Source organism: Hyphomicrobium sp. 802, from assembly GCF_000526135.1.
Taxonomy (GTDB): Bacteria; Pseudomonadota; Alphaproteobacteria; order Rhizobiales; family Hyphomicrobiaceae; genus Hyphomicrobium_B.
This window is the reverse complement of sequence record NZ_JAFM01000001.1, coordinates 218,272-242,516: the sequence shown is the minus strand read 5'-3', so window position 1 is coordinate 242,516 and position 24,245 is coordinate 218,272. Positions and strand designations below refer to the sequence as shown.

General features: G+C 60.3%; 25 protein-coding genes. 10 read left to right on the top strand and 15 right to left on the bottom strand.

What is annotated here, in order from left to right; genetic code table 11:
• Window positions 1-367 precede the first annotated feature (367 nt).
• Window positions 368-751, top strand: coding sequence for a DUF2794 domain-containing protein (locus HYP802_RS0101175; protein ID WP_013950176.1), 384 nt, complete (start codon window positions 368-370; stop codon window positions 749-751).
• 151 nt (window positions 752-902) lie between these two features.
• Here HYP802_RS0101175 and HYP802_RS0101170 read toward each other — a convergent pair whose 3' ends face one another.
• From HYP802_RS0101170 to HYP802_RS0101160, 3 genes are all read right to left on the bottom strand, one after another.
• The gene (locus HYP802_RS0101170) at window positions 903-1,664 is read right to left on the bottom strand and encodes a Bax inhibitor-1/YccA family protein (protein ID WP_013950175.1); all 762 of its coding nucleotides are present in this window, start codon (window positions 1,662-1,664) and stop codon (window positions 903-905) included.
• A 103-nt stretch (window positions 1,665-1,767) separates the two neighbouring features.
• On the bottom strand, window positions 1,768-4,347 hold the full coding sequence (locus tag HYP802_RS0101165) for an FtsX-like permease family protein (protein WP_024274976.1): 2,580 nt from the start codon (window positions 4,345-4,347) through the stop codon (window positions 1,768-1,770).
• Window positions 4,344-5,111 carry an ATP-binding cassette domain-containing protein gene (locus HYP802_RS0101160; protein WP_245261433.1) on the bottom strand — a complete coding sequence of 256 codons (768 nt, stop codon included), beginning with the start codon at window positions 5,109-5,111 and terminating at the stop codon, window positions 4,344-4,346. The genes HYP802_RS0101165 and HYP802_RS0101160 overlap by 4 nt, the downstream gene beginning before the upstream one ends.
• Window positions 5,112-5,250: 139 nt before the next feature.
• Between HYP802_RS0101160 and HYP802_RS0101155 the strand changes: the two genes are divergently transcribed.
• On the top strand, window positions 5,251-5,880 hold the full coding sequence (locus HYP802_RS0101155) for an arylesterase (RefSeq protein ID WP_024274974.1): 630 nt from the start codon (window positions 5,251-5,253) through the stop codon (window positions 5,878-5,880).
• A 29-nt stretch (window positions 5,881-5,909) separates the two neighbouring features.
• Window positions 5,910-6,488, top strand: a complete 579-nt coding sequence (thpR, locus tag HYP802_RS0101150) for an RNA 2',3'-cyclic phosphodiesterase (RefSeq protein WP_024274973.1) — start codon at window positions 5,910-5,912, stop codon at window positions 6,486-6,488.
• Window positions 6,489-6,500: 12 nt separating this feature from the next.
• Here thpR and HYP802_RS0101145 read toward each other — a convergent pair whose 3' ends face one another.
• A complete protein-coding gene (locus tag HYP802_RS0101145) occupies window positions 6,501-7,478 on the bottom strand; it encodes an NADPH:quinone oxidoreductase family protein (RefSeq protein WP_024274972.1) in 978 nt (325 codons plus the stop codon).
• A 52-nt stretch (window positions 7,479-7,530) separates the two neighbouring features.
• Here HYP802_RS0101145 and HYP802_RS0101140 point away from each other — a divergent pair, with 52 nt between their 5' ends.
• Window positions 7,531-8,037: a TrmH family RNA methyltransferase gene (locus HYP802_RS0101140; protein WP_013950169.1), complete on the top strand. Its 507-nt coding sequence runs from the start codon at window positions 7,531-7,533 to the stop codon at window positions 8,035-8,037.
• A complete protein-coding gene (locus HYP802_RS0101135; protein ID WP_013950168.1) occupies window positions 8,038-8,556 on the top strand; it encodes an invasion associated locus B family protein in 519 nt (172 codons plus the stop codon).
• 2 nt (window positions 8,557-8,558) lie between these two features.
• On the opposite strand, the gene HYP802_RS23770 is transcribed toward HYP802_RS0101135, so the two are convergent.
• The 3 genes from HYP802_RS23770 to HYP802_RS0101120 form a co-directional block, all read right to left on the bottom strand.
• Window positions 8,559-9,191 carry a Smr/MutS family protein gene (locus HYP802_RS23770; protein WP_013950167.1) on the bottom strand — a complete coding sequence of 211 codons (633 nt, stop codon included), beginning with the start codon at window positions 9,189-9,191 and terminating at the stop codon, window positions 8,559-8,561.
• The gene (locus HYP802_RS0101125) at window positions 9,188-10,507 is read right to left on the bottom strand and encodes a murein transglycosylase A (RefSeq protein ID WP_013950166.1); all 1,320 of its coding nucleotides are present in this window, start codon (window positions 10,505-10,507) and stop codon (window positions 9,188-9,190) included. The genes HYP802_RS23770 and HYP802_RS0101125 overlap by 4 nt, the downstream gene beginning before the upstream one ends.
• A 102-nt stretch (window positions 10,508-10,609) precedes the next feature.
• A complete protein-coding gene (locus HYP802_RS0101120) occupies window positions 10,610-11,365 on the bottom strand; it encodes a Tim44/TimA family putative adaptor protein (RefSeq protein WP_013950165.1) in 756 nt (251 codons plus the stop codon).
• 295 nt (window positions 11,366-11,660) lie between these two features.
• Between HYP802_RS0101120 and HYP802_RS0101115 the strand changes: the two genes are divergently transcribed.
• Both HYP802_RS0101115 and secB read left to right on the top strand, forming a co-directional pair.
• Complete coding sequence (locus tag HYP802_RS0101115; protein ID WP_013950164.1) at window positions 11,661-12,191, top strand: FxsA family protein; 531 nt, start codon at window positions 11,661-11,663, stop codon at window positions 12,189-12,191.
• 112 nt (window positions 12,192-12,303) lie between these two features.
• Entirely contained in the window at window positions 12,304-12,798 is a 495-nt protein-coding gene (gene secB, locus HYP802_RS0101110; RefSeq protein WP_013950163.1) for a protein-export chaperone SecB, read from the top strand.
• Window positions 12,799-12,804: 6 nt separating this feature from the next.
• Here the strand turns inward: secB and dnaQ are convergent, their stop codons facing one another.
• The 5 genes from dnaQ to HYP802_RS0101085 are packed head-to-tail and all read right to left on the bottom strand — an operon-like array spanning window position 12,805 to window position 16,437.
• Entirely contained in the window at window positions 12,805-13,515 is a 711-nt protein-coding gene (gene dnaQ, locus HYP802_RS0101105) for a DNA polymerase III subunit epsilon (RefSeq protein ID WP_013950162.1), read from the bottom strand.
• 21 nt (window positions 13,516-13,536) lie between these two features.
• Window positions 13,537-14,154, bottom strand: a complete 618-nt coding sequence (gene coaE / locus HYP802_RS0101100; protein ID WP_013950161.1) for a dephospho-CoA kinase — start codon at window positions 14,152-14,154, stop codon at window positions 13,537-13,539.
• The gene (locus HYP802_RS0101095; protein WP_013950160.1) at window positions 14,155-14,985 is read right to left on the bottom strand and encodes a shikimate dehydrogenase; all 831 of its coding nucleotides are present in this window, start codon (window positions 14,983-14,985) and stop codon (window positions 14,155-14,157) included.
• Window positions 14,982-15,593 (bottom strand): Maf family nucleotide pyrophosphatase, encoded by a 612-nt coding sequence (locus HYP802_RS0101090; protein WP_013950159.1) that lies wholly within the window; start codon window positions 15,591-15,593, stop codon window positions 14,982-14,984. Before HYP802_RS0101090 ends, HYP802_RS0101095 begins: the two co-directional genes overlap by 4 nt.
• Window positions 15,586-16,437 (bottom strand): pyruvate, water dikinase regulatory protein, encoded by an 852-nt coding sequence (locus HYP802_RS0101085; RefSeq protein ID WP_013950158.1) that lies wholly within the window; start codon window positions 16,435-16,437, stop codon window positions 15,586-15,588. Before HYP802_RS0101085 ends, HYP802_RS0101090 begins: the two co-directional genes overlap by 8 nt.
• A gap of 451 nt (window positions 16,438-16,888) precedes the next feature.
• Between HYP802_RS0101085 and hemE the strand changes: the two genes are divergently transcribed.
• From hemE to rho, 3 genes are all read left to right on the top strand, one after another.
• Window positions 16,889-17,941 carry a uroporphyrinogen decarboxylase gene (gene hemE, locus HYP802_RS0101080; RefSeq protein WP_029670687.1) on the top strand — a complete coding sequence of 351 codons (1,053 nt, stop codon included), beginning with the start codon at window positions 16,889-16,891 and terminating at the stop codon, window positions 17,939-17,941.
• Window positions 17,942-17,949: 8 nt separating this feature from the next.
• Window positions 17,950-18,477, top strand: coding sequence for a protoporphyrinogen oxidase HemJ (gene hemJ, locus HYP802_RS0101075; protein WP_029670686.1), 528 nt, complete (start codon window positions 17,950-17,952; stop codon window positions 18,475-18,477).
• Window positions 18,478-18,679: 202 nt separating this feature from the next.
• Window positions 18,680-19,945: a transcription termination factor Rho gene (gene rho, locus HYP802_RS0101070; RefSeq protein ID WP_013950154.1), complete on the top strand. Its 1,266-nt coding sequence runs from the start codon at window positions 18,680-18,682 to the stop codon at window positions 19,943-19,945.
• 63 nt (window positions 19,946-20,008) lie between these two features.
• On the opposite strand, the gene bla is transcribed toward rho, so the two are convergent.
• The 3 genes from bla to HYP802_RS0101055 all read right to left on the bottom strand — a co-directional run bounded on the left by bla (window position 20,009) and on the right by HYP802_RS0101055 (window position 24,184).
• On the bottom strand, window positions 20,009-20,899 hold the full coding sequence (bla, locus tag HYP802_RS0101065) for a class A beta-lactamase (RefSeq protein ID WP_013950153.1): 891 nt from the start codon (window positions 20,897-20,899) through the stop codon (window positions 20,009-20,011).
• Between the two features lie 132 nt (window positions 20,900-21,031).
• Window positions 21,032-22,027, bottom strand: a complete 996-nt coding sequence (locus tag HYP802_RS0101060; protein WP_024274969.1) for a sterol desaturase family protein — start codon at window positions 22,025-22,027, stop codon at window positions 21,032-21,034.
• Window positions 22,028-22,135: 108 nt separating this feature from the next.
• Window positions 22,136-24,184, bottom strand: coding sequence for a thioredoxin domain-containing protein (locus HYP802_RS0101055; RefSeq protein ID WP_024274968.1), 2,049 nt, complete (start codon window positions 24,182-24,184; stop codon window positions 22,136-22,138).
• Between the last annotated feature and the right edge of the window lie 61 nt (window positions 24,185-24,245).

Below are 24,245 nucleotides of genomic sequence, written 5' to 3'. Positions count from 1 at the left end.
GGTCCTGTCGAACACGACGTCGAGGGAGAGGGTTCGTTTTGGATGGGGACCAAAACGTAAGAAGGGAGTCGTTGCCTGAGAGTCCTATCTCGAAACTATGGCCCCGGGGGGCTGGGGGGCTATATATCCAGAGCCGGTCCTTTGAAATCGGACCCAAAGGCAACGGTTATCTCTATCGCGTTTTAATACGGCGGATTGGGGCCGCGCCTGAGTCGCGATTTTGTCAGGGTCAGGGTATTTCCGTGCTTTGTCCCCAAAGTTGTTCATCCCGTTCATTTGGCCGAAGAACCGCAAGTTTTTTGACGTCACTCTTGCATTCGCTGTCCGTTAGCGCGATCCTTCATCATCAACGATTGGACGGCGCCGTTTGAGCGAGACAACCGACCCGATAGTTTTTCGCCCGCGCTCAGCGGGCACGCCTGGATCGCCCGATCAGCATTCGGAGCCAGGCCGACGAACCACATTCGATCGCTACGAACTCACAGCCATTCTCGATCTCTACGGCCGCAAAGTCGCCTCGGGCGCTTGGCGCGACTACGCCATCGACCTGCTGCGCGACAAGGCCGTCTTCTCCGTCTATCGCAAGGCCAGCGAATACGCGCTCTATCGCATCGAGAAGGATCTGCGCCTAGCGCGCAAACAGGGCGCCTACAGCGTCATCGCGGCCGGCGGCCTCATCATGAAGCGCGGCCACGACCTGAAACGCGTGCTGAGCGTCCTCGAAGACCGCCCCGACGTCGTAAGCTTTTAAACCGCTTCCGGCCGGCCTACCGAACAGAATCTCAAGAACTCCCACGCCTCGCGGCCGGCTCCCCGCAGGGGAGTCGCGAGGCGCCGACAAAAAATACGCAAACAAAAAAGGCCCCGGAATCCGGGGCCTTTCTCAATTTGATTTCTCGCTCTTAGTTGCGATTCGCCATTCCCAACAGGTTCAGGATGTGGATGAAGAGCGTGATGAATGAGCCGTAGAGCATGAAGGCGCCGAAGATCGACGACCGCTTCAGCTGCTCTTCGCCACCATACTGGGCGTTCTCGATGTACATCGACTTGATCGCCTGCGTTTCAAACGCCGTGATGACCGAGAAGAGCAGCACGACGACGGCCGAGATACCCATGCTCACCGTCTTGCTGGTGCCGGGATCGGTGATGAAGAAGAAGCTGCCGAGCATGACGACGATCAGGCCGATCGACGCCATCGACAGGAAACCGCTCCAGCCGGTCATGTCCTTCTTCGTGGTGTAGCCGATGAGGCTCGTGACCGCGAACATCGCAGCGGCGATGAAGAACGCCTGACCGACGAGGCCAGCCATGCCGGTCGAAACGTAAAGCGAGACCATCGGAGCGATCAGTGCGCCCCAAGCCGCGCAGTAGAGCCAGTAGGCGCCATGCGCCATTGCCGTGCTACCGCCGAAGAACAGGCGGGGAGCGAACCAGCCCAGGCCCATGACCACTGCAAATAGCACCCACTTCATGGGGCCCAGTGCAATTGAAGCCATAACCTGCGGGTTGGCCATCAGAAGCATGACAATGGCCGCCGTTCCGGCTACGCCGAGCGCCATGTAGTTGTAGGTGCCGAGCATGAACGAGCGCAGCCCCTGGTCGATCGCGCCAGATGTCCGCGCGCTGCCGTACGGGCTATTTGGTCGCGAAAAAACTTCAGCCATGGTCCTCGAATCCTCGTGTTATCCGGCGAACTGCCGGTTCTGCGTAGAATATGATCCTGCCGCCGAAGCCTTTCAAGGTCCGGAAACCAAAAGCAGAATGCTTTTATTCTGAACGCAGGTAACCTGCAGGCGGAGCCTTAAGGATCATCCACGTTCCGATCCCACCGAACACCGCAATCATAGCCGCTGCAACCCCGAGCGTCACGAAAACGGCATTGAGCGAAAAGACATAATCCAATTCCATCACGCGGGTAACGGCAACCCAAGCGATGACGCTACCGAGCAGAATGGCGATGAGCGCCGCAATCACGGCCAGCAAGGCATATTCCCAGGCGTGCGCCATGAGAATCTGCCGCCGCCGTGCCCCGATCGTCTTCAGGATCACGGCTTCGAGGATTCGCCGCCGCTGCGCCGTTACGAGCGCGCCTGCTAAAACGAGCGCGCCCGCCGTCAGGGTCACGCTACCTGCAACTTGAACCGCCACCATCACTTTCGCGAAGATCTTGCTGAACTGATCGATTGCGTCGCGAACGCGAATGGCGCTGACCGACGGATAGGACCGGCCGATATCGCGCACCATGCGGGTTTCGACATCCGCCGCCGTTCCCGGCGGCAGGCGCACCGTCGCGAGCAGATTATGCGGCGCCGCCCGCAGCGTGTTCGGCGAGAACACCATGATGAAGTTGAGGGCGATGCTCTCCCACTTCACCTCGCGCAGGCTTGCGACCTTCGCCGTGATATTCCGTCCGAGCACATTGATCGTCACGCTGTCACCGAGCCCGAGGCCGAGTTTTTTCGCGATTTCGCCCTCGAACGACACGAGCGGCGCCCCGGAGTAATCTTTCGCCCACCAGGAACCGGCGGTGAGTGCCGAACCTTCTGGAATGCTGCCGGAATAACTCAGGCCACGGTCGCCGTTCAGTACCCACTGGGTATCGGATGGAAACTTGAGATCCTCGACCGGCGTACCTTTGATCGCGACGATCCGGCCGCGCAGCATCGGCGCTTCGACCAGTGACGTGCCCGGCGCGTCTTGCGCGATGCGCGCCTTCAACCCATCGAAATCTCCGGGCGGAATGTCGAGCAGGAAATAATCCGGCGCTTCCTCAGGCAAGCGGTCGCGCAAATCCGCCACCAGTGAAGCATTCGCAAGTGCCACCACGACGAGCAGCGAAAGGCCGGTCCCGAGCGACAGCACGACAGAACGCGTCAGCCCGTCAGGCGAACCGATGTTGCGCAACGCCAGTCCCAATTCCGGCCGCGACGGGCGCGGCAGGCGACGCGCCATCCGCGCCAGAAATCCGCCGAGCCAGCCGAATACGACCAGCATGACGACCAGCCCGGCAAGAATCCAAAGCGCAATCGACCGTGGCTCCGACGTCATCACCGCGATCGCGACCAGCGCCGCGCCGAGCGCCGCCATCAACACGATCAGCGATGTTCGCGGCCGAACGCCGGATCCGTTAATGCTGTCGCGAAAGAGCACTGTCGCGGGCACGTTTTCCGCTCGTCCCAACGGCCAGAGCGCAAACAGCAACGCAACAAGCGCACCATAGAGCGCCGCGAGTCCCAGACTGAGCGGCGAAACCTCGACGTTGATCCGAACAGGCAGCAGATCGCCGTAGAATTCATCAATGATCGACGGCACCGCAACGCCCAGCGCCAACCCAATGGCAATGCCGACCGCGCTCATGATGACGAGCTGCACCAGGAATATGCCCATGATCTGCGAGCCCGACGCACCGATGCTGCGAAGCGTCGCGATCACCTTCATGCGCTTGTCGATGAACGTCGAAACCGCATTCGCAATGCCGACGCCGCCGACCAGAAGCGATGCCAGCCCAATCAAAATCAAAAACTGCCGCAACCGATCCAGCGCCCGGCTGATCTGCGGCGACGGATCATAACGATCGTTGCTGGTGTAGCCGCTGGTCGGAAGTTTTTCGGCAACCGATTTGCGCAAATTCGAAAGCGCTCCACGGTCGCTTGGCATACCCGCAGGCAACTTAATTGCATAGCGCCAGCGAATGAGCGTGCCGGGCTTGATGAGATCGGTTTTTTCAAGCGTCGCGAGTGACACGAACACACGCGGGCCATAGGTCATGCGGTCGACGATGGCATCCGGCTCGTTATCGAGAATGCCTTTAATCACGACATTTTCGGAGCCGATGCGCATCTCGTCGCCGATCTTGAGACCGAGCCGATCAAGCAACATGGCATCGGCGACAGCGCCCTGTCCGGAAAGCGCTTCGGCAAATGTGCCGGCGTTCTTCAGCGTTACCGTCCCTGCGAGCGGATAAGCGCCATCGACGCCTTTCAACTCCGCCAGCGCCTGATCCGAACCGTCGGTACGCCGCGCCATCGTTCGCATCGTTGCCGTTTCGCTCACCCGCCCGAGACTGTGAAACAGCTGCTGATCCTCGGACGTGCCGCGAACATGCATCCGCGCGAACACGACATCACCGCCGAGGATCGCCTCGCCCTGTTTCGTCAGTCCGGCGCGCAGCGCATCGGCCAGCGCGCCGACGGCCGCGATCACCATCACGCCCAGCGCCAGACAGCCGATGAAAATGCGAAAACCATCGAAACCATTGCGAATTTCGCGCAAACCGAGACGAACGATGGTGAGAACACTCGCGCGCTTCGGCTGAGCCGCGCCGTCCAAATTCGAGAGTGCCGTCACGACGACACCGCGCGCATAGCGGGTTCCGTCCTCTCGTCGGCGACGATTGCGCCGTCCGTCATGCGGATCACGCGATCGGTCATCGCCGCAAGCTTGTTGTCATGCGTGACGATCACGAGGGTCGCGCCGCGCCGCTCGCGCAAACCGAACAAGAGTTCGATAATCTGTTTGCCCGTTCGCCCATCGAGATTGCCGGTCGGCTCGTCTGCAAACAGAATATCCGGCGACCGGCTCAACGCCCGGGCAATCGCTACGCGCTGCTGCTCGCCGCCCGAAAGCTCCGCCGGGAAATGATCGACACGAGCGCTCAAGCCCACTTCCGCCAAGAGATCGCGCGCCGTCTCGAAGGCCTTCGCTTCGCCTGCAAGCTCCATCGGCAGGGCGACATTTTCCAGCGCCGTCATTGTCGGCACGAGATGAAACGACTGGAACACGATGCCCATGTCGGCGCCGCGCAGCACGGCCAGATTATCTTCCGACAGCGATCCGAGTTCGCGCCCCGCGACCGTAATGCGCCCGCTTGTCGCCCGTTCGAGGCCCGCCATCGTCATCAGCAGCGAGGTTTTGCCCGATCCAGAAGGCCCGACGATCGCCGCCGATTGCCCGCGCGGTATCGCAAGCGACACGCCACGCAGGATATGTACCGGCCCGGCGCGGCTCGTTAAGGTCAACTGCACATTGTCGAGTTTAATGATCGGATCGCTCAAGCTAAGATGCCCTGCCTTGTCGTGGCTGATGTGTGTCGTATCGGACTTGTGCCGCACACATTGAGCCTCTACGTCAGCTCATGAAATGTGTGATGTGTGGGGCCGAAAGATGAACGCTAAAGTTTCCCGCGCCCCAATTCGGGTTTCTGGCTGGATTGCGAAGGCCGCCTTTCGCGTGATGATCTGTGCCGGGATGATGGCTCCGCTCGTAATCTCTGCAACTGCCGTGTCGTCGCGCCCGCTGACGATCGTCGCCTTCGGCGACAGTCTGACGGCCGGTTACGGCGTCAAAACCAGCGACTCCTTCCCGGCCCAGCTTCAGATGGCGCTTCAGGCCAAAGGACACAAGGTCACCGTAACGAATGCCGGCGTTTCGGGCGATACGACGTCGGGCGGACTGGAACGCCTCGACTGGGCGCTCGATCCCAAACCCGACGCGGTCATCATGGAGCTTGGCGCCAACGACGCGCTGCGCGGCATCGATCCGAAAGTCCCGCGCGAAAACCTCGACAAGATGCTGGCTGATCTCAAAGCCAAAGGCATTCCCGTTCTGCTCACCGGCATGAAAGCGCCGAACAATTGGGGCGACGATTACGCCAAAAAATTCGATGCGATCTTTCCGGATCTCGCAAAAAAATACGACGTTCCGCTCTATCCGTTTTTTCTCGAAGGCGTCGCGCTGGATCCCTCATTCACGCAGCCCGATGGTCTGCATCCAACGGCCAAAGGCGTTGCGGAAATCGTGAAACGCATTCTGCCTGACGTCGAAGCGCTTATCGCGCGCATCGAGCAAAGTGAGACAACAGCAAAAGGGGCCGCGCCTTAAGCCCCGCATACGAGCAAGGACATCCTGAAATGCCCCGCTTGTTTACGGCCATCGAACTGCCTGACGATATTTGCGACGAGCTGCATCGGTTGCGTATGCCCCTTCCCGGCGCACGCTGGATCAAACCCGAGAGCTACCACATCACGCTGCGGTTCGCCGGCGACATCGGCAACGTCCAAGCGCGCGAGTTTGCCGACAACCTCGCCCGCATCGAACCTGACGGTTTCGAGCTGCGCTTGTCCGGTCTTGGCGTCTTCGGCGGTGACGATCCGCATTCGATCTGGGCGGGCGTCGAACCCAAACCTGAACTCGAAGACCTCGCCCGCGCCCACGAGAAAGCCGCACGCAATGCCGGTCTTGCTCCCGATACGCGAGCCTTCAAACCGCATGTCACACTCGCCCGTCTGAAGCATTCGAACGTCGATGCCATTGCCCGCTTTTTGTCACGCTACGGCGGCTATCGCTCGGAGCCGTTCTTCGTTGCTCAAACATTGCTGATGTCCTCACGCCCTAGCGTCGGCGGCGGGCCGTACGGCGTCGAAGAACGCTTCCCGATGCGCGGCATGGGCTTCCTGGCAGATGAAGGCGAAGGCGACGTGAGCTGGTAACGCGCGACCGCGTCAGCTCATCGTCAGCACGATCTTGCCTGTGGCCTCGCGGCGGTCGAGCACACCCAACGCCGACACGATGTCTTCGAGCGAATACGTCGCCTGAACGCGCGGCTTGAGCTGCCCCTCGCGCACCCAGTCCAAGACGCGAACCATATTGGCGCGATGCCCGGCCGGATTACGCGCCACGGCTTCGCCCCAGAAAACGCCTGCGATTTCTGCGCCACGCAACAGCAGCAGGTTGAGCGGAATTTTTGGAATTTCACCCGCCGCAAACCCGACGACCAGAAAGCGCCCTCCCCACGCCAAAGCTCGCACGAGCGGTTCGGATGCCTCTCCGCCGATGCAATCGTAGACAATGTCCGCGCCGCGACCGCCGGTGAGGTTTCGAACTTCCGTTTTGAGATCCGCTCCGGGAAACAAGATCACCTCGTCGGCCCCGGCAGCCTTGGCGATTTTCGCTTTTTCATCCGATGACACGACCGCGATGACGCGCGCGCCCATCAGCTTTGCGATCTCGACGGCCGCCTGCCCAGCGCCACCTGCCGCGCCGGTCACGACGACCGTTTCTCCAGCCTTGAGCTGACCGCGATCCGCGAGCCCATGAATCGCCGTGCCGTAGGTCACCGAAAGCCCGGCCGCGACCGCCATCGGCACCCCATCGGGAATGGGCACCAGCTTACCGACATCAACCGCGATGTTTTCCGCCGCCCCGCCCCAATTGACGTAGGCCATCACCGGCTGTTCCACGTGAATCCCGAGATCGTTCGGCCCCACGCTCTCGACCACGCCCGCAATCTCGGCCCCCGGCGAGAACGGCAGATCTGGCTTGAATTGATATTTGCCGCGCGTAATCAACGTATCGGCGAAATTGAGACCGACTGCCGCAACCCGGACAATCGCCTGGCCGTCGCGCGGCACCGGCTCCGCCAGCGTCTCGATAACGAGGCCGTTCGGCCCATCAAGGCTCTTGCAAAGAGCTGCCTTCATATGTGACGTCCCTCGCGCTGCATCTCTCTCTGACACACACGAGCAGAACCCAATGTCAAGAAAAGCGACCACATGGCCGCCGCATCCGAAAGGCTATTTCGCCATCGGCGCCGAACGCATGTCGAAGTCGCTCAACCTCGGCAACCTGATGCGCTCGGCCCATGCTTTCGGGGCAAGCTTTACCTTTACCGTTGGCGCCACCTACAAAGCCGCTGAGGCCTACGCCGACACGTCCAAAAGTCAGTTGCATTTGCCGCATTACAATTGGTCCTCGCTCGACGAGATGGCTCTGCCCGGCGGCTGCAAGCTGGTCGGCATCGAGCTGCTCGACGATGCGATAGATCTGCCGAGCTTCCGCCATCCGCTGCGCGCGGCTTATGTGCTGGGACCTGAGCTCGGCTCGCTGTCCGAACCGCTGATCGAACGCTGCGACTATGTCGTCAAGATCCCGACAGCCTTTTGCGTCAATGTTGCGATGGCCGGCGCTATCGTGATGTATGACCGCATTAAATCGCTGGCTCGGTTTGCCGATCGGCCGATCGGCGAGGGGGGACCTTGAATGCCGAATGTCGGGAAGACCTTAGCTATTCTCTTGTTGGTTGCCGCAGTACCCGGCGGAGGAGCATTCGGCGCCGAGCAACAGATGACGCGCGTCAACACCTATGGTGCCTGGTCGTTGATGACCGACACCGCCGATCCGCATCTTTTCTGTTTTATCACCAGCGAGCCGACAGCAAGCCAATCGGGGAGCGTCAATCGCCAGTCGCCTCGGGCCTACATTTCCGCTTGGCCGAAAGACGGCATTCGCGCCGAAGTCAGCTTCCGTATGGGCTTCCGCATAAAGAAAAACACACCGGGCATGGCGACCGTAAGCCCCGCAGGTTTTCGGCTCTTCGGTTCCGGCGACCGCGTTTACGTCTCCGATTCGACCCGCGAGCTGAAGCTCGTCGAAGCCATGCGCAAAGGCAGCACTATGACCGTCGCGGCGACGCCCGCGAGCGGCGCGACGGTTACAGATACCTATTCTTTGAGCGGCATCGGACAGGCCCTGCAGAAACTCCAGCAAACCTGTTTCTGAACTTACACGCGATGGCGCGCACGCAAATGCACGTAGATGGCGCCCTCGCCGCCGTGCTGAATAGCAGCCGTCGTAAAGCTGACGACAATCGCGCGCAAATCCGGTTCTTCCAACCAACGCGGCACATTGCGTTTCAACACGCCGCGCTCGCGATCTGCTTCACCGATGTGTGACGCCTGCGAACCCAGCGCCTTGCCCTTGCCGGTGATGATCAGAACGTAGCGCAGGCCCCGCGCCTGACAGCTCAGCAGAAATCGCCGTAAAGCCGCATGCGCCTCGTGCTGGCGCATGCCGTGCAGATCGACCCGCGCTTCGATATCGAGACGGCCGCCGCGAATTTTCCGTACGCTGTTGCGATCGAAAAGTGCCAGCTCTGGTGCTGTCGTGCGCGACGGCTTGACGGCGGGCGCTTCAACCGGCGCCGCATCCGCGCGATGCTTGCCCGTGACGCGCTCGACGCGCGCTGGGGCTTTCGGCTTGACGTGCCCGAGTTTGACGGCCTCGCTGGCGGGATGAAAACGGCCTTTGGCACGCTTCAGCGGCTCGATCGTTGCCGCCGCGTAGTGCCAAACCTCATGATCGTCATCGCCGGTCGATCCGCCTTTTTTGGCGCCGGGCCCTTGCCGCTTCTTCACGGCTCCATGCTCGCAGTCTTCGGGTCTGGAACCGCCGGGATGCCATAGTCAGTGCTGGTTTCATTCGGCAGCAATGCATAGAGATGACCGGGTTGCTTCGTGACGCCGGCCCGCCGCCCGGCCTCGGCACCCGAACCGAAATAGATGTCCCCGCGCTCAGTGCCCTTGATCGCCGAGCCGACATCGTGCGCAACCATCAAGCGGCGAAAAACCTTCGACGTCGTGGCGTGCGTGATCCGCGGCGCATCGACATAGATCGGCGTTCCAATCGCGTAGTACGTTGTATCGACGGCGAGGCTCCGTCCGGTCTGCAGCGGAATGCTCATGACACCCATCGGCGCCTTCGCCTCATTGCCTAAAAGCTCCTTGAAGAAGACGTAGGACTTGTTCTTCCACATCACGGGTTTAGCGCGATCTTTGTCTGCTCGAAGATAGCTCTTCAGCGATTTAAGCGACATCTCCTCGGCCGTCATTTGACCGTCGGCGATTAGCGCTTTTCCGATGGATGTGTAGGGATAGCCGTTTTTGCCGTCGTAGGTCACGCGCACTTTTTCGCCGTTCGGCAGTTGGATGCGCCCCGACCCCTGCACCTGCATGAAAAAGACGTCGACCTGATCCTTGAGATACATGAGTTCAAGCCCATGCCCTGCGAGACCGCCCTCCTCGATCTCGGAGCGCGTCAGATGCGGCTCAAGGCCCTTCGCAGTCTTCCGCTGATGCGTGAAAGACCCCGACTTCGCCCCGCGCTCGCTTTCCGCCACCACGTTCACGAGATCGGGCGGACGCTTGTAGATCGGAATCTTATAGATCGCCGTCGGTGTCCGCGATCCTTTGATGACCGGCTCATAATAGCCTGTCAGCAGACCTTCGCTGTCACCACCGCTAATACGATGCGGCCGGAAGTTCGCTTCGAAGAACTGCCGCGCTTCGCTGCGCGTACGGATGGATTTCGTTTTCGACAGTTCGAGCGCAGTCGAGCAAATGTCGAGAAGGGCCTGCGGTTCTCCGGCGCTCCCTGATTTAGCAGGACGGGCACCCGCGCGCAGGACCGGCTTGCACGAAGCTAAAAAAGCCTTCCACGCCGCCAGATGGTCGTCCACCGCCCAGCCGGGAAGCTCACTGAACGCCATAGGCTCGAACGTAACAGCACTCGGCGGCATCGCGGGCGAAGCTTGGGTTTGAGGTGGCGGAGACGAAGGGTCGGCCAGCGCTGTCTGACCATCAAGGATAAGATTATGGGACAGAAACACCAGCACGGTCGCCATCGCAAGACGGCTGACCAGTAAAAATCTCGGGTGATACGCACACTTGGTCACAAGGCGCCCCCCGGTGCCCGACCCACGCAGTCCTCAACGACCTCTTACTCCGTGCGCGGTATACACCGCCCCTCAGAAAAGCACGTACCGCTTAATCGTGACTTAATTTGGCGCCTGCGTCGCGACGAGCCGCCAATTCGGGTTGCTCCGCGCCTTCGCCGTCGACACATCACGGCTGAACGTCCAGATATCCGTCACGTCTTTGATCTTCTGCGCATCGCCCGCGATGACCTGACCGGCCTTGTCACGCGTTGCCGAGATCAGTTCGCTCATGAAGCGCACCGTCACAGACGCGACGCCGTTTTTGACTTCGGCTTCGACGATCTCGGCCTTTTTGATGCCGACAAACTGCTGCTCGATCGTCTCCCCACGCGCTTCGCGGTCGGCGATCGCGGTGGTAAATCCGTCATAAACTTCCTTGCTCAGAAGGTCTTTCAAGGCCCGGCGATTGCCCTCGGCGAACGCCGACACGATCATCTCGTAAGCCCGTCCGGCGCCCGCCACGAACGACTCGGGATCGAGCGAGGGGTCGAGCTTCGCAATATCGAGCAAGCCAGCCGTGACGGCCGGATCCTGTACCGGATAGGCGCGAATTTTTGCTTCGACGCTCGGACCGGACATTTCCGGCGCCGGAACAGGCGGCATGGGTTCCCGGTCGCGGCGCGGCATCGCGATGACGTCGGCCGACGCCGTTTCGGTCGCCGGACGCTGCGCAGCTTCGCGCTCACGCGTTTTCAGCCGCTCGACGCGCTGCTCGTCCTCATCGGTGCGATGGCCAAGCACGCTCCTGAGCTTGATGATCGCAGCAACCGCGACGACAAGAGCAATCAGCGTTATGAGATCAAATTGGCCGTACATTCTAAAGGTCAGCGCTCCGGTGGGGGACAAGGACAGAGATGCCGACGGGCACCCGGATTGCCGCAACCCTATCACCTATCTAAGGCTGCGGACGGACGTTTTGAAGATGGCAGCTATAGCACCTTAAGGTTGCCGCGTCTGCCGTCCATCTTTCGGCCTGCGAATGTGACGTTGCCTCATGGTAAGCGCCAAGAGCAACGCAAATAGTGTTGAAACGTCCACCCCCGTGTCGGGAAGGTGTGTGGCCGCTGACATGCAACCGCGCTAAGGTGTCGCGTTCGTTAGGTAAGAGCATATGTCTCAACCCTTGAAAATCGCCCTGGTCCTCGCGTTCGCAGCCCTTCCGTTGCTGGAAATCGGGCTGCTGATCCGTGTTGGCCAGCTCATCGGCATCTGGTGGCTCGCGGCGATCATTATCGGCACCGGCATTCTCGGCACGTATGTCATCCGCCGCGTCGGTCTTTCTGTTTTCGAACGTGCCCTGTCGCGCTTGGGATCCGAGCGGGAAGGTTTCTCGCCCCTCTTCGATGGCTTTCTACAGGTTCTCGCCGGGCTGCTTCTGATCTTTCCCGGTCTCATTGCCGATTTCTGCGGCTTGATCCTGCTCGTGCCGCCGATCCGCCGCATCGTCATCCAAACCGGCCTGCTGAAGCTCGTCACGCTGTTCCACTATCAGGCTGAGGTCAGCCGCGAGACGTTTCGCGCCAGAGACGATGTTCCGCCCGCCGATGCCGACGGCATCGTGATCGAAGGCGAATATGAACGCGTCAGCGAGCGGCCTATGCGCCCGGGCAGATCCGTCCAGCCGCGCCGGTCCCGCTCGTAGCGACACGCGTTTCGGGAAAGCCTTGCAAGCGCATTTGATTGCGTCACCCAGATCGACGTGCTAGCGACCCCGCATCAAAATTTAAGCATCGCGACGCCGCGGGAGGGGAGCCATGGCCGACAACGAAAACAATGGAAACGGCGCAGCGAACGACGGGCAGGTTCCGATCCAAGCCAAGATCGTCAACCAGTACATCAAGGATCTCTCGTTTGAGAATCCGAACGTTCATAAGCTGATTGCCGGCGCCGGCGATCAGCCGAACCTTCAGGTCGAGGTCAACGTCGCCGCCCAGCGCATCAACGGCGATCTCTACGAGACCGCAATCGAGTTCAAGGCGACCGCAACGAACAACCTCGGCACTATCTACGTGCTCGAAACGGTCTACGCTGGACTGCTGAAAATCGACAGCATTCCCGATGGTGCGCTTGAGCCGTTCCTTCTGATTTCCGGCCCGGCGATGATCTTCCCGTTCCTGCGCCGTCTCGTCGCCGACATCACCCGCGAAGGCGGTTTCCCGCCACTGCTTCTCGATCCGATCGACTTCGGCGGCCTTTACGTTCAGCGCCAACGTCAGCGCGCTCAATCGACCGGCCGCGCGGACGCCTGATCGACGTCACGCCGACGTTTTATTCCAAAAGTTGAGCCAAAGCGCCGGCGTCTTCATTTTCTCGATAAACGACTGGTGCGCGGCGATGTCGGCCTCGCCAATGCGCGGCGGTAGCGGCTCCGGCCGAACCGCCGCGAGAGTGCGCCCTGCGCCGGGCCGCATGCCGTTTGCTTTCGCGCCGACGGTCTGCAATCCGAGCGCCGCCTGACGTTCGCCGAGCAGCTCGACGTAAACTTCCGCCAGCAGCAAACTGTCGACAAGCGCGCCATGCTTCGTGCGCACGGAATTGTCGATGGAATATCGTTTGCACAATCCGTCGAGCGTATTCGGGCCCGCCGGATGGCGACGCCGTGCGATCGCGAGCGTATCGACCACGCGATCGAAGCTGATCGGCTTCTCACCGACGAGCCCCAGCTCGTAATTGAGAAACATGATGTCGAATTGCGCGTTGTGAATGACGAGAACGTCATCCGCCAGAAACGCTAGCAGATCGCGCGCCACGTCCTTGAACAGCGGCTTGTCGAACAGGAACTCCGTCGCGATCCCGTGGATCTCTTGTGCTTCCCTCGGCACGTCGCGCTGCGGATTGATGAAACGATGAAACTCGCGTCCCGTCGGAATGCGGTTGATCATCTCGATACCGCCGACTTCAATCAGGCGATGACCCTTTTTCGGATCGAGGCCCGTTGTTTCCGTGTCGAGAACGATTTCGCGCATTCTGGTCCTTCAAGCCTGGCGTCAATCGCGCCAGAACTGCTCGTAGGCCGTGGCGCTCAAGGCCGGTAGTTTAGTGATGACGACGTCGATTTGGCTGTTGCAGTTTTCGACCGATCCGCTGGTGTCCACAACGAAATCGGCGCGGATCTGCTTTTCGGCTTCCGAAAGCTGTCGTGCCACCACGGTTTCGAATTTTTCGTCCGTCATTCCCGCACGTGCAAGCACCCGCGCGCGCTGAACCTCACGCGAAGCGGTAACGACGATGATCGCATCGACATGCTCATCGCGCCCGGCTTCGAGAAACAGCGGCACTTCGAGAACGGCAAGCTCCGAACCATGGTTGTATTCGGCTTGCAGGAATTTGCGCTCAGCCTCATGCACGCGCGGATGCACGATGGCCTCAAGCTCTTTGAATCGATGTGGTGCAGCGATGAGATGTTCGGTGAGTTTGGCGCGATCGACGGCGCCGTTCGTCAGCGATCCCGGAAACGCCTTTTCGATTTCCTCAGCCAGCGGCCCGGCATAAAGCCGATGCACCTCCGCGTCGGCATCGAACACGGCGATCCCCCGCGCGCGAAACCGCGCTGCGGCTGTCGATTTGCCCATACCGATCGACCCGGTCAGTCCCACGACGCGCATTCATCCCTCGCGAATATGGTCAGCAACGAGGGCATAAAGCTCGGAGGAAACCTCAGGCCGGACCCCGAACCATTTTTCAAATCCGGGAACAGCCTGATGGAGCAGCATGCCGAGACCGTCGACCCCCACCAATCCATGCGTGCGCGCGGACTTTAAGAGCTGAGTTTCCAACGGGACGTAAACAAGATCGGCGACAACAGCGTCCTTTTTCGCAGAGCGGAAGTCGATCTCGGGGTCACCAACGCCGTTCATACCGAGAGTTGTCGTATTAACGATAAGAGATGCTTCCCCGACGTGATTATTCCGGACATCCCACGCCCACGCCGACACCCCTGCGCCGAAGTGCCGCGCAATGTCTTCCGCCCGATCGAGGGTCCGGTTGAAGACGCGAATATCGCTCCGCCCGCTGTCTAAAAGGCCGTAGACGACCGCCCGCGCCGAGCCGCCCGCACCAAGCACCAGAACCGGCCCATCGACCGCGCACCAACCCGGCGCACGCCAATCAAGATTGGCCATGAACCCGTAGGTATCGGTGTTCGTGCAAGCGAGCGCATCGCCCTCGAACCAAAGCGTGTTCGCGGCGCCGATCGCCACCGCGGACGCATCCTTGATGTCTGCCGATCCGAACGCGCGCTCCTTATGCGGAACGGTGACGTTGCAGCCGAGGAAACCGCGCTCTTTCATCGTGGCAAGAAACGTCACGAGATCTTTCGGCTCGACAGGCTCCTTCGTATAGAAACCTTCGATCCCATACTTGCGTAGCCAATAGCCGTGAATGAGCGGCGATCGCGACTGCGCAATCGGCCAGCCGATGACACATGCTTTCTTCATGCCGTGATCATCTCTTCATCACGCAGACGCTGCAGCAGCGGCAACAGCGGAATACCGAGGATCGTGAAATAATCGCCCTCGATCCGCTCGAAAAGCTGCACGCCGGTGCCTTCGAGCTCATAGCATCCGACGCTCGCCAACGCCCGATCCCCCATGCGTTCGAGATAGGCCCCTAGAAACTCGTCGGAGAAATCGCGCACCGTCATTCCGGCGACCGCCAGCGTCTGCCAGTGCACGACGCCGTTGCGTGCAAGCGCCACAGCAGAAACGAGATCGTGCGTGCGTCCGCGCAGCATCGTCAAATGCTCGCGCGCTTCCGGCATCGTCTCGGCCTTGGAAAAAATCTTGCCGCCAAGCACCAGAACCTGATCGGCGCCGATCACCAATGCTTCCCGGTGCAGTTCCGACACGGCGCGGGCTTTCTCGGCTGCCAGCACGCTCGCGATATCGCTCGCTTCGGCCCCCATCGTTTCTTCGAGAATAGCTGTGCGAATGGCGGCTTCGTCGATTTGCGCTGGAACGACATCGAACGTCAGGCCAGCGGCTTCGAGCAATGCTTTGCGCGCCGCGCTTCCAGACGCGAGCACGAGGCGCGTTGATTCAGGCATTGGACGGTTCTACCTCCGGTCGCGTACCGGATTTCCGGTCTTGCAAAAGTTTCAGGATCATCGTGGCTGATTCCTCGATCGAACGACGCGTCACGTCAATGATCGGCCAGCCGTGTTGTGCCGCAAGTTTTCGCGTATACGCAATCTCCGCTGAGATCGTATCGCGATCGACATAGGTTTCGAGATCGCGGTCGGCCATCAGAATTGCGCGATTGCGGCGCACGTCGGCAATGCGATCGACGTTCGCGATCAGACAGACGATGAACGCCGTATGCGGCTGCAACAATTGTTCCGGCAACGGCACTTGCGGCACCAGCGGCAAGTTCGTGGTCTTGTAACCGCGCTGGGCAAGATAGAGCGACGTCGGCGTCTTTGATGTGCGCGAAATACCGAGCAGCACGATATCGGCGTCATCGAGGTTGTCGGGCAGCCGGCCATCGTCATGCGCCATGGTGAAATTCATCGCGTCGATGCGGCGGAAGTAGTCGGCATCGAGCACGTGCTGGCCTGCGACTGTCGGCGTCTGCGGTGCGCCAAGATAGCTTTCGAAAACTTTCATGATCGGTTGCAAAACGGCGAGGCACGGAATCTTGAGTCGCTGACAATGCGCTTCAAGCTCGGCCACCAGCGTCGTATTGACGATGGTATAGAGAACGATGCCGGGCTCCTCCTCGATATCGGCCAGCACGCGTTTCAATTGCCGCTGCGTTCGCACCAGCGGATGCACATGCTCGATGGCGCGAATGTTTTGATACTGCACCGTCGCCGCTTTTGCGATCGCCACCAGTGTTTCACCGGTCGAATCCGAGACGAGATGCATGTGAAAAAGGCTCGGCAGCGTCATGGCGATGATCTCTCGAAAACGACGCCCGGCGGCATGTTCAAAACTCGCATGTTATCCCCTGCCCCCGTGGACGGCCCATCGGTTGAGAGAACAACTGTCCCCTCGCCCACGGCGATACCCACATCCTGGCAAAAGGGAAAGATGTTGTTCAGCGAATGGCCGTCCAAAGGAACAACCATGCTCTCCTGGCCTCGTCTGCCCGTTATTAACAGGATGTCCCTTCGGGTTGGTGGCACACATTACCTGCAAGGCCTTGATTAATGGGGGTCTTAAGGCCCTATTGCGCCAGCCGTCCCACAAGCGCTACGCCTCGTGCTACACGATCCGGCAATGGGATACCTTGTGGATGACGCGTGGATCGCTAACCGATCCCCGATCCTCCCCGGCCTAAGAGTCAAAAAAATAAGCTTCAAGAAAATTTATCTGATCTGAAGTGAAGGGAAGAACGAAGGTGCGCGACCTGAAATCCGAACTGCTCGAGAAGCGCTTCCTGCAACCGTTTGCGAGCAAGGCCGTGTTACCGCCTCCGGTCTGGCTGATGCGGCAAGCCGGCCGCTACCTGCCGGAATACCGCCAGGTCCGCACCGAAGCCGGCAGCTTCCTCGATCTCTGCTACACGCCAAAGCTTGCCGCCGAAGTGACGTTGCAGCCGATCCGTCGTTTCGGCTTCGACGCCGCGATCCTGTTTTCCGATATTCTCGTCGTGCCCGATGCGCTGGGCCAGAGCGTTCGCTTCGCCGAAGGCGAAGGTCCGCGCCTTGATCCGATCAAATCCGTTGCTGGTCTCGCCCGACTCGCCCTATCGAACACCAACGACAAGTTCGCGCTCGTTTGCGAAACGGTCCAGCGGCTCAGCGAAGCACTGCCGCGCGAAACAGCTTTGATCGGATTTTGTGGGGCACCGTGGACCGTCGCGACATACATGGCCGAAGGCAAAGGTTCGTCGGACCAGGCAGCGGCACGAGGCTGGGCCTATCGCGATCCGGCAGGCTTTCAGCAACTCATCGACATCCTGACGGAAACATCGATCGTTTATCTCACGAGGCAAATTGAAGCCGGCGCCAATGCAATCCAAATTTTCGACAGTTGGGCTGGAAGCCTTGCCGAAAACGAATTTGCGCGCTGGGTCATCGCGCCGACCGCCCGTATCGTCAGCGCAATTCGAGAACGCTTCCCCGCTGTTCCGGTCATCGGCTTTCCGCGCGGCGCCGCGGCTTCGCTGCAAACCTACATCGACGGCACGAACGTCGACGGCGTCAGCTGCGACACCTCCTGCCCGCTGAGCGTGATGCAGACGATCGCAAAAACAGGCAAAGCCGTGCAAGGCAATCTTGATCCGCTGCTGCTCGTGGCGGGTGGCGATGCCCTCGACCAGCGTGTCGATACGATTTGCAGAACGATGGCTGGGCTGCCGTTCGTCTTCAATCTCGGACACGGCATCGTTCCGGAGACACCGCCGGACAATGTTGCGCAGCTCGTCGCGCGTGTGCGCAAAGCGTCGTGAGGCAGGTCATGGCAGAGACAACCAGCGGACGAACTGTAGCCATCCGCGCCGGCGTCGCCCTTGCCATCACAGCGATTGCAGCCGCCGCGATGATGCTGATTTTCGGCGACGCCGCGTACCTCTGGATCAAGGCTCTCCACGTCATCGCGATCATCGCCTGGATGGCGGGCATGCTCTATTTGCCGCGCCTCTTTGTCTATCATGCCGATACGCCGGTCGGTTCGCCTCAGTCTGAGACTTTCAAGGTCATGGAGGCGCGCCTCCTCAATATCATCACGACGCCTGCGATGGTGGTGGCCTGGGTCCTGGGTCTATGGCTGGCCTGGCAGGGTGCTTTCTGGTCGGCGCCTTGGTTGCATGCAAAATTGGCGCTTGTCCTTGCGCTTTCCGGGTTGCATGGCTACCTCTCTGCTGCCACCCGCGCCTTCCGCGAAGACCGGAACACGAAACCAGCGCGCCACTGGCGAATCGTCAACGAGATCCCGACCGTACTGATGATCGGGATCGTCATCCTTGTGATTGTAAAGCCGTTTTGACACTTTCCAGATCGGTGCCGATCTGCTATACAAGCCGTGTCCTCATTGGATTTTGGCAGACGGCACGTTTCGACGTTTTAATGCGTCAACGCTCGCTGGGTTATGACGGGGCGCCCGCCTCGTCGCCGTTGTGCCAGGCTCATTCACCCCACCTCACCACCCGATTCCGCTGACATGCGGCACTCCGTGGAGTTCTTTTTCAATGAAGCAAATGAAGCTCGAGGATTTGAAGCGGAAGTCTCCCGCTGAGCTCGTCACCTTCGCCGAAGAGGCTGGTGTCGAGAATGCCTCGACCCTGCGCAAGCAGGAATTGATGTTCGCGACGCTGAAGCAGCTCGCGACGCAGGAGACTGAAATTACCGCGACGGGCGTCGTCGAAGTTCTGCAGGACGGCTTCGGCTTCCTGCGCTCGCCGGAAGCAAACTATCTTCCTGGCCCCGACGACATCTATGTCTCGCCCTCGCAGATCCGCCGCTTTGCCCTCCGCACCGGCGACACCGTCGAAGGCCAGATCCGCTCTCCCAAAGAAGGTGAGCGCTACTTCGCCCTTCTCAAGGTTTCGAACATCAATTTCGAAGACCCCGAGAAGGCGAAGCATAAGAGCCACTTCGACAACCTGACGCCGCTCTATCCGACAAAGTGGCTGAAGCTCGAAATCGAAGACCCGACAATCAAGGATCTGTCCCCGCGTGTCATCGACATTGTTTCGCCGATCGGCAAAGGCCAGCGCGGACTGATCGTGGCGCCGCCGCGAACCGGCAAGACAGTTCTTCTTCAGAACATCGCGCACTCGATCTCGGTCAATCATCCGGAGTGCTACCTGATCGTTCTTCTGATCGATGAACGGCCGGAAGAAGTCACCGACATGCAGCGCTCGGTGAAGGGCGAGGTGATCTCGTCCACATTCGACGAGCCGCCCTCACGCCATGTCCAGGTTTCGGAGATGGTCATCGAGAAGGCTAAACGTCTCGTTGAGCATAAGCGGGACGTCATCATTCTTCTGGATTCGATCACGCGCTTGGGTCGCGCCTACAACACCGTGGTGCCGTCATCCGGCAAGGTGCTCACCGGCGGTGTCGACTCGAATGCGTTGCAGCGGCCGAAGCGCTTCTTCGGTGCGGCTCGCAACATCGAAGAAGGCGGCTCGCTGACAATCATCGCGACGGCGCTCGTCGATACGGGTTCGCGTATGGATGAAGTCATCTTCGAAGAGTTTAAAGGTACCGGCAACTCGGAAATCATTCTGGACCGCAAGGTCTCCGACAAGCGCGTCTTCCCGGCGATCGATGTGGCCCGCTCGGGCACCCGCAAGGAAGACCTGCTCATTCCGAAGGATCAGCTCAAGAAGGTCTATGTGCTCCGCCGCATCCTCAACCCGATGGGCACCATGGACGGCATCGAGTTCCTCATCGACAAGCTGCGCTCGACCAAGACCAATGGCGAGTTCTTCCAGTCGATGAATACATAAGCAGATACAACGATTCGGCCGCTGCATCCAAGCGGCCTTTTTTCGTTGCGCTTGCAGTTCCCTTCAAGCCTGCCCGAAGTGGCGGGCGACGATCCGGCCCACATCCGCCAGCATCGGATCCCGGTCCGCAGGCTTCGCCGCGACACCGGTCGAATAGGCTGCGACCAGCAACGGCTTTTTATTTGGCCGCTGAATGATGGCGACGTCATTGGCCGTTCCGTTCGCGCCGCTTCCCGTTTTATCACCGCTGATCCACCCCGCTGGCAGATCCGCTGGAATCCGCCGCGCTGCTGTCTTGCAGCCGTTCAGCCAGCCTAGAAGTTGCGTCCGTGCGTTTGCCGACAGCGCATCACCTAGCACCAGCGCCTTGAGATCAGCGAGCATCGCAGCTGGCGTTGTGGTGTCACGCGGATCGCCGGGAATGCAGGTGTTGGCGTCGGGCTCGAACCGATCGATCCGTGTCACCTCATCGCCCAGAGAACGAACGTAGCGTGTCGCGCCGTCTGGCCCGCCGACCGCTTTGAGAATGAGATTGGCGGCCGTGTTGTCACCGTATTCAATCGCGGCCGCGCAGAGATCGCTCATCGTCATGCCGCCATTCCCGACGGCTGTCTTCGTCACCGGCGCATAATCGAGAAGATCGCTGGCCTGAAAGGGAATCCATCGGTCCAGCCGCTCAGAACCTTTGTCGACGTTGTGCAGAACGGCGCCGACGATCAGAAGTTTGAATGTGCTGCACATCGGAAAGCGCTCGTCGGCACGATAGGCCATGCGCTCGCCCGATCCGGTATCGACTACCGCCACGCCGAGCCTGCCGCCGTACTGTTTTTCCAAACCCGCGAACGCGTTGTCTTCCGCATGTGCAGGCTGGCTTGCGGTGAGCGCCACCGTCCCGAGAATGAAAGCGCGGCGATTCAAGACACCCCCGAACAACGTAATGATCGGTGCCGTCACTGACGAACATCTGTCGCCAAAAGATGGCGGCCCGCGATCCGCTTTTCGGGCGCCACAATGATTCACGTGAAATAAAAAAGCCGCCCAAAATGAGCGGCCTTTTCGATATTGTCACCGTCACGACGAAAACGTTCACTCCGCCGCGTGCAGCACCTGATCGCGCGCTTCCTGCGCCGGCGTTTTGGTTTTGGCCTTCCTGGCCTTTTCTTCTTCCGCCAAACGCTTGTAGCGCTCCGGCTCACCCTTGCCCGGGATATAGACCCACGGCAGGATCATCTGTTCCCATAGGCTTTTCGGGAAATTCGGCAGCTCGTCGACGCCCAAATCTTTCGACGTCACTTCGCGCGACAGCTTCTCGGCATAGGTCCCGAACAACCGGTCCCAGATGCTCAGGAGCATGCCGAAGTTGCAATCGCCCTCCGTGCCCCAGTTGACGTGGTGCATGTGGTGCGCGCGTCCGATGGCCAGATGCTTCTCCAGCGGACCGAGGTAGGCATCGACGTTTGAGTGCTGAACGATCAGCGTCACCGAAATCAAGAACCCGAGCACGACCGCGACGGACGCCGGCATACCGATGATGACGAGCGGCATGTTGCCGACGATCATGTCGATCGCCTGATGCAGTGGATGGCGAATAACGCCGTTGTAGCCATAGAGCCGCCCGACGCCGTGATGCACGGCATGCAGCCGCCACAGCAGCGGCAGGCGATGGCTGAGGTAGTGCATGAACATGAACGAGAAGTCGGCGACGACGAATGCGATCAAGACCTGACCCCACATCGGCCACTGTGTCGGCCAAAGGCCCTGGAACGGGAACAGCCAGCAGATCACCGGGATCAGCAGAACGCCGTTGATCGCTCCCAGCTCATAGAGAGCGATATGGCCAGTGTTGGTCAGCATGTCGCCGTGGGATTCGTTATCGTTCCACTCCGGGAAGAACGGCGCAATCCGCTCGGCGAGCAAAGAAGTTGCATAAGCTACGATAAGTAGCGGGAAAATCAACGCATACGCCCATGTTTTCCCTTCCGCGATGACCAACTGGCTCACCACCCAATAGGCGGCGCCGGTCAGGCCAAGCATCATGAAGGGGATATAGCCGTAACGTACGGCCGTTCTGAGAATTTTCATTGGGCTGCCTTTCTCGACACCCTGTGTATATCGCTGGGAAGATACTCCAGCCAAGCGTTTGCTCTGTGAGACCTTTCAACGCGGTAAAAATTGACAGCGATCAATAGTTTAGCTGCGTGCGATCAGAAGTTCTTTACGTAATTCTTGAGCATCCTGAACCGGCATTCCGCACACGGGCCCGACGCAAACGTAAGCCGTTGATTTTCCGCCAATGCTTGCCTTACCCGCCAGCGCCGATCCTTCCGTGAAAGAGCCGGTCTCCGAAATGAAGCTCACCGCGCCGGGCACTGAAATGTTCGTGAGCGCCTTTTGCAGATCAGACCTGCCTTCTCCGATCACGGCAACTTGAACGAGGCGGCCGAGGTCAAACCCGGCGGCGATCAGACCGCAGTGACCTGTGGGCGCCCGGGCGACGGCGCCCGAAAACACCCGCGCGAGTTCCGCCGCCTTGTCGTCGTATGTGAGGTCGCCCGTCACGGCGGCGAGCCCGATAAGGTTCGAAAGCTGAATTGCATTCGCGCTGGGTGTCGCATCGTCGGATGCCGACTTCAGCCGCACGACGACATCGCTGGTATCGTCGGCCGCCGTGAAGTAGCCGCCGCTATCGCCATCCCAATAATGCGTATCGAGCACTGCGGCCCAGCGCTGGGCCTGGCTGAGATAGCGGTCCGATAACGTCGCCTCGTAAAGGCGCAGCGCCGCCCAGATCATGTTGGCGTAGTCAGACGCTGTCGCCGGAGCCTTCGCGAGACCACCGCGATAGGAGTGATAGAGACGGTCGCCGCCGGCTGAAAGCTTCGTCGCGACACACGTGAAAGCCGCTTCCGCCATTCCGAGCCATTCCGGCTGATCGAAAACAATAGCGGCGCGCGACATCGCCGCGATCATCAACCCGTTCCAATCCGCGAGGATCTTGTCGTCCCAGCCCGGACGCACACGCCCGGCCCGGCGGGTCAGAAGCTTCGCGCGCATTTCGCTAAGACGTGCCTCTGCTTCGTCGGAAGAGAAGCTTTGCGATTCGAGCCGATTGAGGATGGTGGGGCCTTCGATGCGGCCCGACGCTGTAACCGCAGCATGATCGCTGAAGTTTCCATCCCGCGTGACACCATAGACCTTGCCGAAGATCGCAGCGTCCTCCGGCCCGAGCACGTCAACGATCTCCTTCTCGTGCCAGACGTAGAATTTGCCCTCCTCTCCCTCGCTGTCGGCATCGAGAGACGCCGCAAAACCACCCGCTTCGCCGATCATTTCGCGCTTCAGCCAGGCGACCGTCTCGGCAATGCGGATCTTGAACAGCGGGTCTTGCGTCTCGCGCCAGACCTCCGTCATCAGGTCGATCAACAGCGCGTTGTCGTAGAGCATCTTTTCGAAGTGCGGCACGAGCCAGAACGGATCGACCGAATAGCGTGCGAAGCCGCCCCCGAGATGATCGTAGATGCCGCCCTGGCAGATGTTCCGCAGCGTCGTGATGACGGCCTGCTTTGCATCCTCGTCGCCAAAACGCATCGCGCCGCGCCAGAGCAGCCAGAAGATGTTCCATTGCGGAAATTTCGGCGCGCCATTGAGGCCGCCATGCTCGCGGTCGACGGCACGCGCAATCCGCGCCACGAGATCACGTACGTCGGGACCGGCATCGACGCGGTCCTTGGTGGACGCTTCTTCTTTCAGCGCCGCAACGAGCGCTTCGGTGTTCTTGGCGACATTCTCCGGCTGGCTCTGATAGGCCTCGGCGATGCGCAGAAGTACCGTCACGAACGATGGCCGGCCGTAGCGTGATTCACGTGGAAAGTAGGTGCCGCCCCAGAACGGTTTCGCCTCGCTGTCGAGGAACATCGTCAGCGGCCAGCCGCCTTGTTCGCCGAGCCGGTGCAGCGCGCCCATGTAGATCGCGTCGATGTCCGGCCGCTCCTCGCGATCGACTTTGATATTGACGAAGAGATCGTTCATTACCCGCGCCGTCTCGGGGTCTTCGAAACTCTCGTGCGCCATCACATGGCACCAATGGCACGCCGCGTACCCGACCGAGAGCAGGATCGGCTTTCCGGTTCGCTTGGCCCCGGCCAAAGCCTCCGGCCCCCACGCCCACCAGTGCACCGGATTGTCCTGGTGCTGCAGCAGATAGGGGCTCGTCTCGTATTTCAGGCGATTTTCAGACATGTAAGGAATTCAACGGGCGTTAGGAGGAATTGCGAGATCAAGTTGCGGCACGAAGCATCCG

What these genes read in the sequence shown, in the direction of transcription:
- HYP802_RS0101170 (WP_013950175.1), bottom strand. Translation starts at nt 1,664, where the DNA reads ATGGCTGAAGTTTTTTCGCGACCAAATAGCCCGTACGGCAGCGCGCGG.
- HYP802_RS0101155 (WP_024274974.1), top strand. Translation starts at nt 5,251, where the DNA reads ATGGCTCCGCTCGTAATCTCTGCAACTGCCGTGTCGTCGCGCCCGCTG.
- thpR (WP_024274973.1), top strand. Translation starts at nt 5,910, where the DNA reads ATGCCCCGCTTGTTTACGGCCATCGAACTGCCTGACGATATTTGCGAC.
- HYP802_RS0101145 (WP_024274972.1), bottom strand. Translation starts at nt 7,478, where the DNA reads ATGAAGGCAGCTCTTTGCAAGAGCCTTGATGGGCCGAACGGCCTCGTT.
- HYP802_RS0101140 (WP_013950169.1), top strand. Translation starts at nt 7,531, where the DNA reads ATGTCAAGAAAAGCGACCACATGGCCGCCGCATCCGAAAGGCTATTTC.
- HYP802_RS0101135 (WP_013950168.1), top strand. Translation starts at nt 8,038, where the DNA reads ATGCCGAATGTCGGGAAGACCTTAGCTATTCTCTTGTTGGTTGCCGCA.
- HYP802_RS0101120 (WP_013950165.1), bottom strand. Translation starts at nt 11,365, where the DNA reads ATGTACGGCCAATTTGATCTCATAACGCTGATTGCTCTTGTCGTCGCG.
- HYP802_RS0101115 (WP_013950164.1), top strand. Translation starts at nt 11,661, where the DNA reads ATGTCTCAACCCTTGAAAATCGCCCTGGTCCTCGCGTTCGCAGCCCTT.
- secB (WP_013950163.1), top strand. Translation starts at nt 12,304, where the DNA reads ATGGCCGACAACGAAAACAATGGAAACGGCGCAGCGAACGACGGGCAG.
- dnaQ (WP_013950162.1), bottom strand. Translation starts at nt 13,515, where the DNA reads ATGCGCGAAATCGTTCTCGACACGGAAACAACGGGCCTCGATCCGAAA.
- coaE (WP_013950161.1), bottom strand. Translation starts at nt 14,154, where the DNA reads ATGCGCGTCGTGGGACTGACCGGGTCGATCGGTATGGGCAAATCGACA.
- HYP802_RS0101095 (WP_013950160.1), bottom strand. Translation starts at nt 14,985, where the DNA reads ATGAAGAAAGCATGTGTCATCGGCTGGCCGATTGCGCAGTCGCGATCG.
- HYP802_RS0101090 (WP_013950159.1), bottom strand. Translation starts at nt 15,593, where the DNA reads ATGCCTGAATCAACGCGCCTCGTGCTCGCGTCTGGAAGCGCGGCGCGC.
- HYP802_RS0101085 (WP_013950158.1), bottom strand. Translation starts at nt 16,437, where the DNA reads ATGACGCTGCCGAGCCTTTTTCACATGCATCTCGTCTCGGATTCGACC.
- hemJ (WP_029670686.1), top strand. Translation starts at nt 17,950, where the DNA reads ATGGCAGAGACAACCAGCGGACGAACTGTAGCCATCCGCGCCGGCGTC.
- rho (WP_013950154.1), top strand. Translation starts at nt 18,680, where the DNA reads ATGAAGCAAATGAAGCTCGAGGATTTGAAGCGGAAGTCTCCCGCTGAG.
- HYP802_RS0101060 (WP_024274969.1), bottom strand. Translation starts at nt 22,027, where the DNA reads ATGAAAATTCTCAGAACGGCCGTACGTTACGGCTATATCCCCTTCATG.
- HYP802_RS0101055 (WP_024274968.1), bottom strand. Translation starts at nt 24,184, where the DNA reads ATGTCTGAAAATCGCCTGAAATACGAGACGAGCCCCTATCTGCTGCAG.